Source organism: Alkalibacterium subtropicum, assembly GCF_900112455.1.
GTDB lineage: Bacteria > Bacillota > Bacilli > Lactobacillales > Carnobacteriaceae_A > Alkalibacterium > Alkalibacterium subtropicum.
In genome coordinates this window covers 1-18,049 of record NZ_FOLT01000009.1, presented here as the reverse complement: position 1 = coordinate 18,049, position 18,049 = coordinate 1, and the positions used below count along the sequence as shown (strand labels likewise).

16 protein-coding genes are annotated in these 18,049 nt (G+C 47.5%); all 16 read left to right on the top strand.

Features of this window, described 5'->3' with window-relative positions:
• Positions 1-525: 525 nt before the first annotated feature.
• Complete coding sequence (locus BM049_RS08760; RefSeq protein WP_091530649.1) at positions 526-1,803, top strand: YcjF family protein; 1,278 nt, start codon at positions 526-528, stop codon at positions 1,801-1,803.
• A 442-nt stretch (positions 1,804-2,245) separates the two neighbouring features.
• Positions 2,246-3,313, top strand: a complete 1,068-nt coding sequence (locus BM049_RS08755) for an amino acid ABC transporter substrate-binding protein (RefSeq protein ID WP_218147238.1) — start codon at positions 2,246-2,248, stop codon at positions 3,311-3,313.
• A 143-nt stretch (positions 3,314-3,456) separates the two neighbouring features.
• The gene (locus tag BM049_RS08750; RefSeq protein ID WP_218147237.1) at positions 3,457-4,629 is read left to right on the top strand and encodes an amino acid ABC transporter permease; all 1,173 of its coding nucleotides are present in this window, start codon (positions 3,457-3,459) and stop codon (positions 4,627-4,629) included.
• A gap of 9 nt (positions 4,630-4,638) precedes the next feature.
• Positions 4,639-5,868, top strand: coding sequence for an amino acid ABC transporter permease (locus BM049_RS08745; protein ID WP_218147236.1), 1,230 nt, complete (start codon positions 4,639-4,641; stop codon positions 5,866-5,868).
• Positions 5,869-5,925: 57 nt separating this feature from the next.
• Positions 5,926-6,705, top strand: a complete 780-nt coding sequence (locus tag BM049_RS08740; protein ID WP_091530644.1) for an amino acid ABC transporter ATP-binding protein — start codon at positions 5,926-5,928, stop codon at positions 6,703-6,705.
• A gap of 180 nt (positions 6,706-6,885) precedes the next feature.
• Positions 6,886-7,842 (top strand): RluA family pseudouridine synthase, encoded by a 957-nt coding sequence (locus tag BM049_RS08735; protein WP_091530642.1) that lies wholly within the window; start codon positions 6,886-6,888, stop codon positions 7,840-7,842.
• A 380-nt stretch (positions 7,843-8,222) separates the two neighbouring features.
• Positions 8,223-8,753, top strand: a complete 531-nt coding sequence (locus tag BM049_RS08730; protein ID WP_245751907.1) for a Na+/H+ antiporter subunit E — start codon at positions 8,223-8,225, stop codon at positions 8,751-8,753.
• A 36-nt stretch (positions 8,754-8,789) separates the two neighbouring features.
• Positions 8,790-9,050, top strand: a complete 261-nt coding sequence (locus BM049_RS08725; RefSeq protein ID WP_091530639.1) for an MrpF/PhaF family protein — start codon at positions 8,790-8,792, stop codon at positions 9,048-9,050.
• On the top strand, positions 9,050-9,355 hold the full coding sequence (locus BM049_RS08720; protein ID WP_091530636.1) for a cation:proton antiporter: 306 nt from the start codon (positions 9,050-9,052) through the stop codon (positions 9,353-9,355). Before BM049_RS08725 ends, BM049_RS08720 begins: the two co-directional genes overlap by 1 nt.
• 5 nt (positions 9,356-9,360) lie before the next feature.
• Entirely contained in the window at positions 9,361-9,924 is a 564-nt protein-coding gene (locus tag BM049_RS08715; protein WP_091530633.1) for a Na(+)/H(+) antiporter subunit B, read from the top strand.
• A complete protein-coding gene (locus tag BM049_RS08710) occupies positions 9,908-10,606 on the top strand; it encodes an MnhB domain-containing protein (RefSeq protein WP_091530631.1) in 699 nt (232 codons plus the stop codon). Before BM049_RS08715 ends, BM049_RS08710 begins: the two co-directional genes overlap by 17 nt.
• Positions 10,607-10,656: 50 nt before the next feature.
• Positions 10,657-11,007 carry a cation:proton antiporter subunit C gene (locus BM049_RS08705; protein WP_091530628.1) on the top strand — a complete coding sequence of 117 codons (351 nt, stop codon included), beginning with the start codon at positions 10,657-10,659 and terminating at the stop codon, positions 11,005-11,007.
• Complete coding sequence (locus BM049_RS08700; RefSeq protein ID WP_091530626.1) at positions 11,008-12,603, top strand: complex I subunit 5 family protein; 1,596 nt, start codon at positions 11,008-11,010, stop codon at positions 12,601-12,603.
• Positions 12,604-12,790: 187 nt separating this feature from the next.
• Complete coding sequence (locus BM049_RS08695; protein WP_177188661.1) at positions 12,791-14,398, top strand: complex I subunit 5 family protein; 1,608 nt, start codon at positions 12,791-12,793, stop codon at positions 14,396-14,398.
• A gap of 21 nt (positions 14,399-14,419) precedes the next feature.
• Positions 14,420-16,027 carry a complex I subunit 5 family protein gene (locus BM049_RS08690; RefSeq protein WP_245751905.1) on the top strand — a complete coding sequence of 536 codons (1,608 nt, stop codon included), beginning with the start codon at positions 14,420-14,422 and terminating at the stop codon, positions 16,025-16,027.
• 539 nt (positions 16,028-16,566) lie between these two features.
• Positions 16,567-17,160, top strand: coding sequence for a DUF1349 domain-containing protein (locus BM049_RS08685; protein WP_425426047.1), 594 nt, complete (start codon positions 16,567-16,569; stop codon positions 17,158-17,160).
• The last annotated feature ends 889 nt before the right edge of the window (positions 17,161-18,049 follow it).

The window sequence follows — 18,049 nt, the reverse complement described above, 5'->3', positions numbered from 1 at the left end:
AGTTCGGACATCTTCGGCTGATAGGAACTGTTTGTCCAAACGTAAGTGTCAAAGGTGTGCTTCTTCGGTAAATAGAGACAGTTTTCTCCATCCTATGTGTCGAACAGGGACCATGTTCGGCTCTTAGGCATAGCTATTCAAAAGGTAAGTGTCGAAGTTTGGCGACATCGGTCGATTCAGACTGCTTTCACAAACGTAAGAACCGAACCGGATACAGCTTCAGCTTATTCAAACAACTTGATTCATCGTAAGTGTTGAAGTTAGGTAAGTTCGGTCGGTATAAACGTTTTTCAAAAGCGAAGGCGTCGAAGTTACCTCAGCTTCGGTTCATTCTACGCCTTGGCCTGCTGGAACAAGCCGAACTTTGAGCTTTTCGGCTTGTTCCTTCCTCATTTCTATCCCAACAGGTCGAACGGCCACAAACCTAACAGAAAGCCGCTATCCAAACTCAGCGAAAGACTGTTCTCTTTCGTCAAATCGGGCCCTTCATGGTAAACTAGTGTTAAACGAGCTAGGAGGGGCACGATGAAACAATCAAAGAGTAAATATAATATGATTCAGGAGATCCTGGAGAAAACGGAGGCAGAGATCGAGAAAATGAATCCGGTCAATATCCTGATCGCGGGGAAGACCGGGGTGGGGAAGAGTACGCTGATCAATAATGTATTCCGCGAAAAGCTGGCAGACACGGGTATTGGCAAGCCAGTCACGAAGCATTTAAGGCGCATCACGAAAGAAGGCATCCCGATCGTTCTGTATGATACACGGGGCTTGGAACTTCAGCAGAAGATACAGAAGCAGGTGATGAAAGAGATTTTTGATCTGGTTCAGGAAAAGAAAGATTCCAGAGAGGCGATCCACGCGGTCTACTATTGTATCCAGGCGAATTCGTCACGGATAGAAGACACGGAGGTCGAGCTGATCAAAGAGATTTCAGAGATCCTGCCTGTGATCCTGGTACTGACGCAGTCGATCGGCAAGCCGGCAGATGAATTCAGTCGTTATCTGGAGGAAATGAATCTTCCGGTGGCTGCTGTTCAGAACGTGATGTCGGAACCCTATGAAATATCAGACGACTATGTCATCCCGCGTTTCGGGCTGAAACAGCTGATAGAAAAGACGCTGCAGCTCATCCCAAAGGAGAGTAGAGAAGCTTTTAACAATGCCCAGCAGGCCGATATCGAACGCAAGGCCAAGGCCGCCAGACGCTGGGCTTCACGCTATGTCGCGACGACATTCGGTGTCGGCTTCGCACCTATTCCTTTTTCAGATGCGTCTGTCCTGGTCCCGATGCAGGTGACCCTGCTGGCACACATCACGGCCATCTTTGGTATATCCATGGACAAGACGACCATCGTCAGCATCATTGCGGCAGTCGGCGGGACCGGATCGGCCACGATGATCGGAAAAACGCTGGTCGCCAATGCCTTTAAGTTCATTCCCGGAGCCGGAACGATCATCGGCGGGATCATCAGCGGCACGACGGCATCCATCGTGACCAGTGCACTGGCGCTCAGTTACATCGAAGTCTTGAGCATCATTGCGACCAAGGAAAAAGAGGGCGAAAGCATCGACCTGGGCCTTCTAGAGCGCCTGATGCGCAGCCAGTTCAAGAAGAATCTCAAGCTCGACCGAAAAGAGCTGAAAACGAAAGAACTGGAATTCGACAATGACGATGCACTCAACGATGCCTACAGCACCTATTCACAAATGGAGGAGACCAACCTGTCCGTCCCCTTTGTAAAAAAAGTGACGCGGACAGTCGGGAAATTTATTGACGACCATCGTCCATTCAAAAAATAGTGAAAGTGGTATAGTTCAAGCACAAAATCAGACAGCGTGTGATCCTTTTAAAGAGGGGTCACACGTTTTTACTTTTTCTGTCACTGATTAACACGATAAAATCAAAAAATAACGTTAAAGGATATGATTTTTATAAAAGTGACAAAATGTTCACATTTTAAAGGAAACGATTTCAAACAGCTTTATCCCCGCTTTTTATTAAAAAATAGTAAGTTTAAAATGAGTTATAAATGATAAAACTCTAATAAAAAACTTTATTTTTTATAATGGTATAGGTACAATAAGTTTATTGAAAGATACATCCGCTGAATATCCACCCGCAATGTCACTTACATGCAGTGACTTTTTCCTGCTTCTTTTGTGAATTCAGGCACAAAAAAAGACATGATCTGATGGGGACGCTGAATGTATCCAGTCAACACATACAAAGGGGAGAATGAAGATGAACAAATACGTTAAGTATATTTTGGGTGCTGCGGCAGTTTTAAGCTTATCTGCTTGTGCCAGTGCAGAAACAGAGGGGACAGCAGCAGAAAGCGGCAATGGGACGTCCGCTTCGGGGGAAACGCTTAATGCTGTCATGGACCGCGGAGAATTAAATCTCGGGGTCAACGATTCGCTGCCTGGGTTTGGTTATGTTAATAGCGACGGTGATTATACAGGTTTTGATATCGATATGGGGAAAGCCATCGCCGCGGCTGTATTGGGCGATGCAGAAGCTGTCAGTTACAGACCCTTGTCTTCTCAGGAACGCTTCATCGCCGTACAGACTGGTGAAGTGGATGTCCTTATAAGAAACACCACACTCACAACCAGCCGAGACACTGATGTCGGTCTTGATTTTGGCCCAGTCACATTCTTTGACGGTCAGGGCATGATGGTGCCGGCTGCTTCCAATATCACCACACTTGAGGACCTGTCGGGTATGACGATCGGTGTCGAAACAGGGACCACGACCGAACTGAACCTTGCCGATCAGATGGATGCGTTGGGCATAGAGTACAATACTCAGACATATGATGACCGAAATGCACTCATTGCTGCTTATGAAGCAGGCTCAGTAGATGCCTGGACCACAGACCGTTCCGGACTGGTTTCGAGTTTCGCTGTACTGTCGAATCCGTCTGACCATGTGATCCTGGAAGAGACCCTTTCCAAAGAACCGTTAGCTCCGGCTGTTTTACATGGGGATGACCAGTGGAACGATATCGTGACCTGGGTCGTTTATTCTCTGATCCAGGCTGAAGAGTTCGGGATCACTCAGGACAATATCGATGACTTTATGGATAGTGACAATCCGGACATTCAGCGTCTGCTGGGCATTGAAGGCGGTTTGGGTACCATGCTGGGACTTGAAGATGATTTTGCCTATCAGGCAATCTCTCAAGTAGGTAACTATGGTGAAATTTATGACCGTCACTTGGGCCCGGATACCGAGTTCAATCTTCCTAGAGGCATGAACGCACTGTATCAAAACGGTGGTCTGCAGTATTCCATGCCGTTCAGATAAGGAGAGCATCATAGATAAGTGAGCCCATGAAGGTACCAACTCTGTATTTTCATGGGACCGCTCATCTGATAAAGAGACCTGCTCGTTTTAGACGTTCAGATCTTTTTATCAGATGATCACATTTAAAAAAGAGGTGAAACATTTTGGAATCATACAAAAAGAAAACGACCCCTTTATGGCGTAACCGGAAAGTCGTTCCTGTCATCTTTCAGATCCTATTCGTCATCATCATGGGGACGCTGATCTGGATCCTTGTTCATAACACGATCATTGGACTGAATCGCATGGGGATCCGTTTCGGTTTCGACTTTCTGAATCTGAGAGCGGGCTTTAACATCAATGAATCACTCATCGAATACAGCACCAGTGACCCTTATATCCGGGCACTGATCGTTGGCCTTTTGAGCACCCTGAGGGTTTCAGTGTTCGGGATCATTTTAGCTACCGTTTTAGGTGTGCTGGTAGGGATCGCGAAAATGTCGGACAACTGGCTGTTGAGTAAAGTCGCGTCGGTCTATATCGAGATTTTCCGTAACACCCCATTGCTTTTACAGATATTCATTTTCAACTTTGCTGTTTTCTTGTCACTGCCAACTATTCAGGAAGCCCTTAGTTTCGGCCCGTTTTACTTGTCTAACCGCGGCGCCGTTATCCCATGGTACACCACCCATGCCACCACCTGGTTATGGATGATCCTGGTTGTTGCATATGCCATCTTCAGCTTTATCGTTTTCAAATGGCTGATGAATATAGCAGTGACGGAAGGAAAGCAGATGCATCCTTTCTTATCTTCAGCAGGCGCATTCATCCTTTTGAACCTTGCCACCTTCTTCATTGTAGGACAAGGTCCCGTTCAACTGGTGACACCTGAAACGACCGGAACAGCTATTACGGGCGGACTGCTCTTGTCGACGCCGTTTTTATCTATTCTACTAGCTCTTACGATCTTCACGTCGACCTACATTGCAGAAATCGTCCGCGGAGGGATCCAAGCAGTGCCAAACGGACAGACAGAAGCGACTCAGGCCCTGGGATTCAAACCTTCGACTGCCATGCGTCTTGTTATCTTTCCTCAAGCCGTCCGCATCATCATTCCACCAATGACCAGCCAGTATCTGAATTTGATCAAAAATTCGTCACTGGCCATGGCCGTTGGGTTTCAGGAAATCGTCGGCGTCGGAAACACAGTCATGAACCAGTCAGGACGAACGCTTGAAGTGATTATCGTCATCATTGGCGTGTATCTGTTCTTCAATTTGACCTTGTCGCTGTTCATGAATCTCTTTAATAAAAAATTCCAACTGATCGAAAGGTAGGTGTAAACCATGTATATGAACAATTACCAGCAGGAAGGGGACTATAATACGTCACTGGAAGTCGCTGACGGCATCCGTCTGAAGCCAGTAAATGATTCATCATTTGCTGAAACGCTGAGAAAAAATCTGTTTGACGGCTGGAAAAATACACTGCTGACTTTACTCACAGCCATCTTCTCATTGTTCCTTGTCTATCAGGTCGTGACATTTGTACTGGCCAACAGCTGGGATGTCGTTTACGACAACCTGAGGATGCTGATGATCGGCCAGTACCCGGTTGATGAAGTCTGGCGCCTATGGCTGTCACTTGATTTAGCCTCTCTGCTGATCGGGTTGACTTACGGCTTATGGAAGGGCGCAGGCAAATCAGTCGCATTTACATTCGGAACGGTTTATCTTGTTTTTGCCCTGATTCCATGGACCACCCTGAATACGTCGCTTAATTTAGCTACAGCCATCGCACTCATCGCTGTCGGTTATGCTGCCGGAGATAAAGTAGCTAAACTCAAGCTGCCTACCTTAGTGTTGTGGGCCTTGTTCATTCCGTTTTCACTCGGTCTCCTGACCGGTTTCGGAGGACTGCTCGACCCCGTCTTGAGTCGGGAATGGGGGGGCTGGCTTTTGACGGTGATCATCGCCATGATCTCCATCATTGGCTGCTTCCCGCTGGGCGTACTCCTGGCCCTGGGACGCCGCAGCAGTCTGCCGGTCGTCAAGTATTTCTGTATCGGTTATATCGAACTGGTCCGCGGCATTCCGCTGATCATGGTGCTCTTTATCGGTCAGCTGCTGATCCCGCTCTTTTTAGGCGGCGAGACCGGCATCGATAATGTCAGCCGGGCGATCATCGCCTATACATTCTTCGCAGCAGCTTATCTGGCTGAAAATATACGTGGCGGACTGCAATCTATTCCATCGGGTCAATATGAAGCGGCACAAGCTCTGGGACTGAATAAATTCAAGCTGACTTTTTTCATTATTCTACCCCAGGCGCTGAAGGCTGTCATTCCGGCCATGGTCGGTCAGTTTATCACGATACTGAAAGATACATCCTTAGTCGCGATCATCGGTCTGGCCGATTTTCTGGGGACAGCACGACGTATTTCCAATAATCCGGAATACCTCGGCAGATACATGGAACTGTATCTCTTTGTGGCTGCCTTTTACTTCGTATTCTGCTACTTGATGGCGCATGTCAGCCGATATCTGGAAAGAAGTCTAGCGAAAGGCAACGGCTGATCGCTTTTTAAAATCGATAACAACCTATTAGTAAACGAGAGAAAGAGAGGAAGTCACATGGAACAGACACTAGAAATCCATAAACCGACCCAACCCCTGGCAGAACGAGAGGATGTCATCAAAGTCGAAAAGCTGAACAAATGGTTCGGGGATCTTCATGTCGTAAAAGACGTCGATCTTACGGTCAAGCAGGGGGAAGTGATCGTTATCCTTGGCCCGTCCGGCTCCGGGAAATCGACCTTTATCCGCACGCTTAATGCTCTTGAAGAGTTTCAGAGCGGGAAGATCGTGATCGACGGGATCGAATTGACCGATGACTTGAAAAATGTGGAAGAGATCCGCAAAGAAACCGGGATGGTCTTTCAGCAGTTCAACTTGTTCCCGCACATGTCGATTTTAAGAAATGTATCTCTGGCACCGATCTGGGTACGCAAATGGAAGAAAGACAAGGCGGAGCAAATCGCTTTGGATCTTTTAGATCGGGTGGGTATCCCGGAACAGGCTCATAAATACCCGGGACAGTTGTCCGGCGGTCAGAAACAGCGTGTGGCTATCGCCCGTGCGCTGGCTATGCAGCCGAAGATCATGCTATTTGACGAACCGACCTCCGCACTCGATCCGGAAATGGTCAACGAGGTCCTGGATGTCATGCAGAATCTGGCCGAATCCGGTATGACGATGATCGTCGTCACGCACGAAATGGGCTTTGCCCGTAAAGTAGCGGATCGCCTGGTCCTGTTTGACAAAGGGGAAGTCATTGAGATGGCCGAACCGGAAGAATTCTTCGAAAATCCGAAAGAGGAACGGACCAAAGCCTTCCTGAGTCAGATTTTATAAGACCGACACTTCAAAATCCGTACAGAAAGCTGATTTCGATCACCAGTCGAAGTCGGCTTTTTTTGATTGCTCTTGACCGGTCACGCCCAATAATTCTTGCCTTACGCAAGTTTCGCGCTTATTTTAAACAGTTTTTCTGTTATACTACTAAAGAGTCAACAACTATAGGAGTGAAGAACGATGAAAAAAAAGCGCAGCAACCGTCCGAATCATAAAAAGAAAAAAACAGACAAACTTCGCAAGGGCACGACCCAGATCGATAAACGTGGGGTCACGAACTACACGATCGAAGAAGAAACGACCCTGCTGCCGTTTCTTCTACAAACCATCACCAACAAGAGCCGCAATGCAGTGAAATCCATCCTGACCCGCGGGCAAGTATCGGTCGACGGGGAAGAAGTCACCCAGCACAATCATCCGCTGAAACCCGGTCAAGTAGTCGGCATCATGAGTAACCGAGAAAGCAAGAAACGCTCTGAGCTTTCCGGCCTGACGATTTTGCACGAAGACCAAGACATCATCGTGATCAATAAAGAAGCCGGCCTCCTGTCTGTAGCGGCAGATGATCCGACTGAACCGACAGCCTATAATCAGCTGAGCGACTACGTCAAAAAAGAGAATCCGGAAAACAAGATCTTCGTGGTCCATCGTCTGGATAGAGACACATCCGGTGTCATGCTTTACGCGAAATCAGAAGAGATCCAGCAGAAACTCCAGAACGACTGGAAAAACACCGTCAAAGAGCGTATCTATACGGCGCTGGCAGAAGGTGCTGTTGAGCAGGAACAGGGCGAGATCTCGTCCTGGCTCAAAGAAAGCAAGGGCATCAAAATGTATTCCAACCAGGAAGATAATGGCGGGAAACATGCCGTGACCCATTACCGCAAAGTCCTGGGCAACGAGAATTATTCTCTTCTGGAAGTGGAACTGGAAACGGGGCGCAAGCATCAGATCCGCGTGCATCTGAAAGACATCGGTCATCCGATCGCCGGCGACAAACTTTACGATGCTGAAACCAATCCCATCAAGCGTCTCGGCCTGCACGCAACGACGCTCGTGCTGGTCCATCCTGGAACGAACAAACTGGTCCGCTACACGTCAGAAGTCCCAGGGTCTTTCCTGAAAAGAGTCAAATAAGACCGAATGACTCGCACATCCGAAGCTTTAAAGCGCGCTAGAGAGCGCTGCTCAAAGAAACCGCTGAAGGGAAATTTTCGGCGGTTTCTTTTTTTTATGCGCATTTAAAAAGAGAGACGAGCGGTGGGGGATAATTGTTTCAGATACCTGTGAATTTTGATAGACTATTAAATAAGAAGAAAAAAAAGAGAAAGGGATAGTCGGATTGTAAAATAAAATCGCTTTCAATGGGAGAGACCGTGGTTTTTTTCATAAAATCCATTGCATATGATTTGAAACATGCTACAATCGAAGTACAGTTGAAAAGCCGGGATTCAAACTCGCTCATCGACTCACTTCGAGATAGATTACTCTACTCATGTCGGAAGGGAGGTTTTTTTGTGAAAACTTATATAAAAACTATGTGGGAAGACCTTGTACAGAATAAAGAAGTCATTATTATTTTATCCGTTGTGTGGGTGGTTCTCTTTGAAGAACTGTCGTTCGCGACGTTATTTGTCGGACTGCTGATGGCTGTTTTAGTGGTGCTGTTTACCGACCGGTTCCTGCTGAAAGGGAACTATGAACACTCTTATATGATCGGTCTGTTCACCCTCTTCAAATATGCCCTGCGCCTGCTTGTGGAAATAATTATGGCTGGTATCGATGTTATCCCGAACATCATTACGGGAAAAGCAGACGTGCAGATCATCCAATGCGAGACCAAACTGAAGGACGAACTGCTGATCGATCTGCTGGCAAACTCCATTACGTTGACCCCTGGTACAGTCACGGTAGAGAAAAGCGGCAGTCAGCTGCGTGTCCTTGCTTTGAATGCGCCGGCTAAAGACGAAGATGCACGGGACGTGATCCCATTAAAACTGGAAGCGATCCTTATGCATTACGAAAGTACGATCGAAGGAAAAGCATAGCGACTGCACATGAACTAAAAGAAAGTAGGAGAATTCATGAATTTTGATGAAATTGTTTTAGCCATTGTGGCAGCTTTTTCGATATTTGGGTTAGGACGCGTTCTGATCGGACCGACCGTATGGGACCGCATGCTCGGCTATGCTCTTTTCTCATCCAAAGTCATCGTCATGGCTGTCTTGATCGGCATCATCATCGACCGTTCCTACATGGTCGATGCCGCACTGATTTACGGGGTGCTTGGCTTTATCGGCACTATCATGCTGTCACGATTTATTGAAAGAAGAGGAGATATCTAATGGCACAGATTATAATATGGATCGCCAATACCATCATCATCATTGGTCTCCTTTTTATGGCACTAGGAGTATTTGGTATCTATCAGTTCAACGATTATTTTTCACGTATCCTCGTTTCGGCTAAAGTGGATACCGTCGGCTTCATCACCATCATGCTCGGACTGATCCTCAAGCACGGATTTGACTTCTTTTCAGGCAAACTCCTGCTGGTATTAGCCTTGTATGTCATCACTAACCCGATCGCGACCCATGCGATCACACGCTCTGCCCATATCAGTGGGTACCGAATCAAAAAGGAGAGATAAGCAGTATGTTTCAAGCATTTTTACTCATTGCCTTACTTATTTTTGCGAGCTACTCTGTCTTTTCCGATAATATCAAACGTTCAGTTATTTACCTCGGCGTCTTTTCGCTCCTGATGGCCATCACTTACCTGCACTTCAATGCACCGGATGTGGCGCTGGCTGAAGCGGCGATCGGCGTTGGACTGTCAACGGTCATGTACCTGGTTGCGACGAAAAAAGTATCGGTCTACGATATTTGTTATGTGAACGAAGACGTTGAAGTCTTCGATGACAAGAGCATCGATGAGATCATGAACAACGTTGTGCGTCCACTGGAACTGTTCCTTGAACGTACGGAAGAGATCGAGCCACAGCTGGCGTATACCAACCACCCGATCGAGAAGATCATGCGTGAGGACGCTCACGACTTCTTTATTCACCGTAAAGGTCAGCTGACGTATTTATACGGTGAATCAACAGATCCTGTTTTTCAGGACATTATCGCAAACATGGATGAAGTCATCAGAGATATATCTGACATCCGTGTAATCTATACAGACGAGGTGACAGACGATGAAAGAGACGAATAAGGCCATATACATTTTACGTATCCTTTTTGCCGTTTTCGGTGCTTTTGTCGTTATCTTCCTTTTCCTGAATCATTCAGAAAAAATCGACACGCCGCTGATGGATTACTTTACGGCTGACTTTCTGGCAGAAACAGGCGCCCAGAACGCTGTCGCCGCTATTTACTTAAATTACCGAGTCTTCGATACTTTGTTTGAAGCACTGATGCTGATGGTTTCAGTTATGGAGGTCATCAATGTATCCTGGGCCAACAAACATGCCGAACAGTACCGTTTTGAAGAAGCTGACTTCAACCGCAAGAACAACTCGGAAATCGTTATCCGCATGGTCGGTATCATTTATCCGTTTGTTTTACTTATCGGACTTTACATCATCATCAACGGACACGTCTCTCCGGGCGGCGGGTTCCAGGGTGGGGCTATCTTAGCCACAGCCCTGATCACGCGTTATCTGGTTTATCCGAACTTTGATCTGGACCTGGATATGCTTGAAAGACTAGAGAAATTCCTCTTCCTGGCTATCGTTACGACACCGGTCCTGTATGTGTTCATGCAGCTTCAGCCGGCAGATACCGTGCTGTCTCATTCGATCTATATGATCTTCATGAACTCACTGATCGGTCTGAAAGTGTTCTCCGGTCTGAGTATCATATTCTACCGCTTCGTGTTCTACGAAGGGCTTTAAACAGACGAGACACCCATCACACTCAATTCAAAAGAAGGAAGTTGAAACCAATGGATTTTTTAACTGGAGAGATTGTTGGAATTCTTTTGTTCTTCATTGGTCTGTTTGGCCTGATGACGAAGAAAACGATCGTTAAGACGATCATGTCCATGTCGATCATGGAATCCGGCATCTTTTTATTTTATATCACCATCAATTACACTGAAGGCAGTGTGCCACCGATCGGCCAGACAAGTGAAGCAGCCTTTGCCGATCCTGTCCCTTCAGCCTTGATGATCACCGCGATCGTTATCGGTATCGGGGTCACCGCGATCGGACTGACCATGTTCATGCACTATAAACAGAAACATGGCATCACACACTGGTCAAGAAATAGAAATCAGCAAGGAAGTGGACATTAAGTGTTAGGTATTTTCGTATTAGCACCCATACTCGTCGGCGTGATCGCCTATATCATCCGCGATCAGTGGGCAAAACCGTTGCTCTTTATATTCCAGATCGGGTATGCGGCTTATGCTTTCAGTCAGTTTTTAGTTGTTAAAGAATCAGGTCCGCTTGTATGGAACACCGGCGGCTACACCGATGGCATCGCGCTCAGTCTGTATGCTGATTCCATCTCGATCTTCATGGTCCTGATGACCGCAGTGATCTATATTGCTTTTCTGATCTATTCAGTCAATGCTGAATATTTTGTATCCAAGTTTTTTTTCCTGTTCATGGTCCTCCAAGGGCTCATGATGGGATTGTATTTATCGAGTGATTTATTCAATATCTTTGTCTTTTTAGAAGTGTCTACCGTGGTGGTCGCGATCCTGATCATGATCAACAAGGAGAAACAGGCGATCTACGACGGGATGATCTACTTCTTCGTCAATGTTATCGGGTCATCTTTCCTGCTGTTCGGCGCCGGGATGATCTACCGTACGTTCGGTCTTCTGGATATCCGTGCCGTCAGCGAAGCGATGACTTTGCTTGAAGGACCCAAGGCCATGATCTTACCCTATGGTCTGATGATGGTGACCGTTTCTCTGAAAACCGCCGTCACTCCGCTGTTCAGCTGGCTGCCAAAAGCCCACGGGACACCGAGTGCACCACCCGTCGTATCGGCCGTGTTGAGTGGCCTTTACATCAAGAGTGGGGTATACCTGTTCATCCGATTCAATGAAATGTATGCGCCCGTCATCGATATGCACCAGTTCTTTTTCTGGGTCGGCTTTTTCACGTCCGTCATCGGCTTCATCATGGCGCTCGGCCAGCACGACATCAAGCTGATCCTCGCTTATCATACGGTATCGCAAGTCGGACTCATCATGGTGGGGCTGAACATGGCTTCTGACTACGCCTTCTGGGGTGCGGTCTACCATATCTTCAACCATGCCATCTTCAAATCGACCCTGTTCCTGACTGCCGGCATGATCTACCATGAATACGGCACGCGCGACGTTTACGAGATCAGAGGACTCATCAAACGGATGCCTTGGGTGGCTTTAGCTACGACCTTTGCCATGCTGGGGATCACGGGTGCGCCGTTCTTCAACGGCAGCATCTCCAAGTACATGATCGCCCACGGCACGCATGACTATGGGACGACGATCCTCTTAAATATCATCAACATCGGGACGACGATGTCCTTCGTTAAATATGCCACCATGCTGTTTGGTGAAAACACCAAAGGCGCGCGTGTCAAGTCTGACATTTATGCCATAGGAGCCGCTCTGTTCCTTGGCGTGACGTCTCTCATGACCGGGATCTTCGGTGAAGCCTTGTCCGAGTTCCTGTTCGGCTTTGAACTCCACGTGAACGCTTCTGAATACACCCAAAAAGGGATCGTTTATCTCCTGATGATCGTTGCCGGTATCGGATTTTATAACGGGATCATCAAACACGGGGGGCTTATCCAGCGTATCGGTCACATCGAGCTGACCTTTAACGGGATCATCACGGCGATGGCCGGTTACTTTATTGCTTTAGTCTTGTGCTTAAATATCATTTTATAAAAGCTACACTAACTAAGTGGGAGAGCCACTGATCTATACATTCTTGAACCGTTACGCCTAAAAAACGTATACGCGCTTTATTAAACCGTTTGTCTAAACCTTTTAATGAAACAGTCACAGGATGTGTCAGTCAGAGGCTCTCTCTTTTTTTATACAAAAATCATTTAAAGAGAAAGGACCGTTCGTGATGCTGTACTGGCTGGTGCTGATTCCGATCGTGATCGCCATCATCAATATCATGTATTTTGACCGCGATTCCCGTCGCATTATTCTAGCCGTGCAGCTGGGGATGGGCGTCTATGCGACCGATCTCTTCAGACGGGTGGCCAACGGGGGGACCCTCATCGATCATTTAGGGGGCTACGACCGGGCTATCGCGATCACGCTTTACGGCGACCGGATCGCCATCGTTTTGGTCTGGCTGACGACGCTGCTCTTTTTCGGGCTGCTGCTTTATGCCTATAATAAAACCTACTTTACGAGCGAATTCGGCTTTCTGTATCTGTCCCTGCAGTCTTTGATCATCGGGTTGTTCCTATCGACCGATCTCTTCAATATCTACGTCCTGATCGAAGTGTCGACCGTGATCATCGCCTTGCTGATCATGCTAAGGAAAGATAAGCAGGCCATCTATGACGGGATGATTTTCCTCTTTGTCAGTGTCATCGGCTCCGGCTTCTGGCTTTTAGGGACGGGCTTTTTATATAAAACCTTCGGCACACTCGATATCTATGCGCTGGAAGATGCGATGGCACGAGTAAACGACCCGCGCACGATGATCATTCCGTTCGCTTTTATTTTAACGACGATCAGTCTCAAAATTGCTTTGTTTCCTTTATCCAGCTGGCTGCCCATCGCTTACGGGACACCGAGCGCGCCTTCAGTCATCCCGGCGATCTTGTCCGGTGTGTACGAAACGACCGGACTGTACTTGTTCATCCGTCTCACTATGATGTTCCGGCCGGCCATCGATTTATCGCCATTGTTCCTAGTGATCGGCTTTGCCACAAGCATCCTGGGATTCGTTTTCGCTGTCGCCCAGGAGGATCTGCGGGTATTGCTGGCCTATTCGACTATTTCTCAAGTGGGACTCATCGTCGTCGGTCTGGCTTTGGGAACGGAGGAGAGTTACTGGGGGAGCATCTTCCACATGTTCGCGCATTCCCTCTTCAAAACCGTCTTGTTCCTGGCTGTCGGGACGATCAACAGTCATTACCAGAGCCGGATGATGCGGGATATCAAAGGGGGCCTGAAAGAACTGCCGGTCACCGGCTGGGCCATCATTTTTGGGCTTTTAGGCATCACAGGAGCCCCGCTGTTCAACGGCAGCATCTCCAAATATATGATCAGCTACGGCAGCGACTCGCCGTACGTGCAGGTCCTACTCAATGTGATCAATTTCGGAACGATCCTGTACAGCATCAAATTCGCGTCGATTTTATCCGGTCCGACCACGCTGAGCGAGGCCAAGCAGAAAGCCGGTCTGAAAAAAGACTGGGCCCAGTGGGTGACATTTGCTTTCGGTATCCTGACACTTTTGACCGGGCTACTAGGCAATCAGGTCATCGAGATCCTTTACGGCTACTCTTTTGACATTTCGCTGACGTCCTATCTTGAAAAGGCAGGAATCTATGTCCTGCTCGCCGTTGCCGCCTGGGCGATCTACAAAGGCTGGATCAAAGAGGCGCATGTCGTCTCGCGTATCAGAGGGATCGAACTGACCTTTAACGCCATGATCACCGCACTCGTCGGTTTTTTCATTGCACTGGCGGCCTATATGGCAGTCATCATTTAACTTGAGAAAGAAGGGATAACGTTGCTGTATTTATTAATCGTGGGGCCCATCGTGGCCGGCGTTTTAACGCTCTTATTCAAAGAAAAAGACACACGTCTACTCACCATACTCATTCAACTGGCTTTACTTTTCTATGCCTTACATATTTTTATCGATGTTCGGCTCAATGGCACCCTGTTCAATTACATGTCACACGTTCCCGAAGGCCTGGCCATTACCTTGATGGCTGATGCGATTTCGACGGTTTTTGTCTTGATGACCTCGACGCTGTTTCTGGTCATGATGATCTATGCCTATCACAAAGTCTACTTCACCACGACGTTCGGCTTCCTGTTTTTAGTCCTGCAGGCGCTGATCACCGGCCTGTTTTTAAGCACAGACTTGTTCAACCTGTATGTGCTTTTAGAAGTGTCGACCGTGACCGTATCCATCCTGATCATGATCAACAAAGAGAAGCAGGCGATCTATGACGGGATGATCTATTTCTTCGTCAACGTCATCGGGACGGCTTTCCTCTTGTTTGGGATCGGAATGCTTTACCGGACGACGGGTCTTTTAGAGATGAACGCCATTGCAGAAGTGTTGCCGCTGGTGGAGGATTCAAGGTCGCTGTTCCTGGCTTTCGCCTTCATGATGACGACGCTGAGTCTGAAGACGGCCGTCGTGCCGCTGTTCAGCTGGCTGCCGAAAGCCCACGGGACGCCGAGTGCACCGCCTGTCGTCTCAGCGATCTTGAGCGGGCTTTACATCAAAACAGGCGTTTACCTGTTCATCCGGTTCTCAACCATGTTCTCTGCCGCCATTGCTATCCAGGAGCTGTTTCTAGTGATCGGTTTCGCGACCTCCATTTTCGGCTTTGTCATGGCACTGGGGCAGAATGACATCAAGATGATCCTGGCTTACTCGACCGTGTCTCAAATCGGCCTGATTATGATCGGCCTGACGATGGGGGCCGAGAAAGCGTACTGGGGATCCCTGTTCCACATCTTCAGTCATGCGATCTTCAAATCGACCTTGTTCCTGGCAGCCGGAACTGTCTATCATTATTACGGCACCCGGGATATACGGCAAATAAGAGGGGTCTTAAAAGCGATGCCGCTGGTCGGTGCCGCGATTCTTTTCGGTGTGCTGGGTGTGACCGGCGCGCCGTTCTTCAACGGCAGCATCTCCAAGTACATGATCGCATACGGCAGTAAAGACCCCCTGATCCAGTTCGGTCTAAATCTGATCAATCTGGGGACCATCACCTACTTCCTGAAGTTTTCGACCATCCTGTTCGGCAAGGACGAGCGGGCAGAAGAGGAGAAGCCGCCGAAAGAAGACAAGCTCTCAGAGATCCTGCTGTTAGTGATGGGCCTGTTCATCTTTATTTCCGGCGTCTTCGGTCCACTGTCAGTGGATTGGATCTTCGGTTATGAAACCGAGATCTTCACCGCCGGTTACTTTGAAAAAGGCCTCGTGTACCTCCTTATGCTGCTGGCCGGGACGGGCCTATATAATGGGGTCATTAAAGAATCCGGTGTCCTGGATGACATCTCTCACCTGGAGCTGACCTTCAACGCCATCATCACCGCGATGACCGGCAACTTTATTTTCATCATCGGCTATCTGTACTGGGTCTTTTATTAAAGAAGATGATAAGGAAAGCAGAGCTCAGGCTCTGCTTTTTTCATTATAAGGGGACTCTAGGCATTAAACGTGACAAGCGAGCAGGAGTGTAACGATCACTTGTCACGTTGCTGTCTTAATGGAACAAGTTTGGTAGATACGAGGGCCCACTTCTCACGTTTTTTAGTAATCGTAACAAGTGAAGCCCATTCCATCCGTGACTTGTTAAGATAATAAGTAAAACAGAGCTCAGGTTCTGTTTTTTGTTCTTGAAGAGCTTGGGTTCGATCTTCAGAGTAGGGGCATTTTCTAATCAAACTCCTTACGTTTGGGCGTAAACTCAAGGAGTGAGCTGATTTATAGTCGCCACTCCTTAAGTTTCCTGCTGATCTTCAGAACTTTCGCTGCTTCTCGACTGAACTGCTTGAGATAAAAAGGAAAGCAGAGCAGACGCTCTGCTTTTTTCATCATTTGAAAGTGTGATTCTTTTATTTTTCCACCCACTCACGCTACAATAATACTATCATTACTTTGAAACAAGTTGAGGGAGGAACAAACGCATGACAGAATATTTCCTGGATAGAGACCTAATGACACATAATGCGCCGGAAAAAATGAACCAGACCGAGGAAAAACTCGTGATCCATACCGAAGCGGGGACGGATCTCTGGCAGCGGACCTATTACGGTTTTCAGAACGACAACGCGCCGATGGTTCAGACCGAGACCGACGAACCGTACTTTTCATTCGTTACAAAAGTGGAAAACGAAAGCATCCACCGCTTTGACCAGGCAGGAATCGTGGTGTATCTGGATTCAGATAACTGGATCAAGGCGTCTTCAGAATACGAAAATGCCGAATACCAGCGCCTGGGAAGCGTCGTGACTAATAAAGGATACTCGGACTGGGCCAGTCAGGATATCGATGCTAAGATAAATACGATTTGGTACCGGCTCAGCTGCAGGAGACCGGACTTCCGGATCGAATACAGCCTGAATGGCGAGGATTTCAAGCAGATCCGTATCTGCCATATGGATAAAGGTAACGAGACGATTTCATTTGGCATCTACGCCTGCAGCCCTTTAAAAGGCTCCTTTCAAGCAACTTTCAGTGAGATGACGATCGGCCCTTGCGTGTGGGAAGCACACGAATAGGAGAGAGTCTGGACAGAAGCTGCTGATGCACGTGCTGACCAGCTAAAGGGTCCTATTATTTGGATGTTTTATAGATTTTTTCTACGGGTTCGGTAAGTTAGATCAGTCTTTTGAACTGTAACTGTCGAAGTCGGGCATCTTCGGTAACTAGCCGGCCTAATCCTTCAACTACTTACCGAAGTAAGCACCGGTTCGACACTTTGAAAAAAATCGGTCGTTCTACTTGCCGAAGAAGGGCGCATTCGGTAAGTAGGACGTTTTGATCCATTACTTTCTACCGAATAGGCTGCACTCTCGACACTTAGAGACAGGCCTAGCGAACCTACTTGTCGAAGTTCATCCTGTTCGACAGTTAGGAGCGAGCCTCCTGTTCCTAACTGTCGAACCAGAAACCATGGAACCAACTAGACCGAATAAACTCTACCTTGTACGGCTCACTTGCCTTAAAAGTGAAGAAGACCGGTAAAGGCATGCTGAGTCTGCTATTCAAACAAAACAGAAAGGGCCCGAATGCGTCCCAGAACGTAATTGACACAAAAAACATTATGATTGCTTCACAATCTAAACCACGACAGAAAAAATGTTTTGTTCTATAATCGAATCAGGAAACACTAATCCGATCTCTTAATGGGTTTTGCCGAACCTGTACAAAAAACTGGATGACCGTCTTATCTTTTGCGATAAGCCGAATACATCATTGAATGTGGAAATAAAATTACAACATTTTATAAGATGGTCTGTTTCCTAATTTATGGATGGAGGTTATGGTCATGGAAGTAATGATTGAAACATGTTGTGGTATCGATGTGCATCAGAAAACCATCGTCTGTTGTATTTTGGATGGTCCTTTAGATACAAACCGACCCAAAAAAATCCAGAAAACATTTGG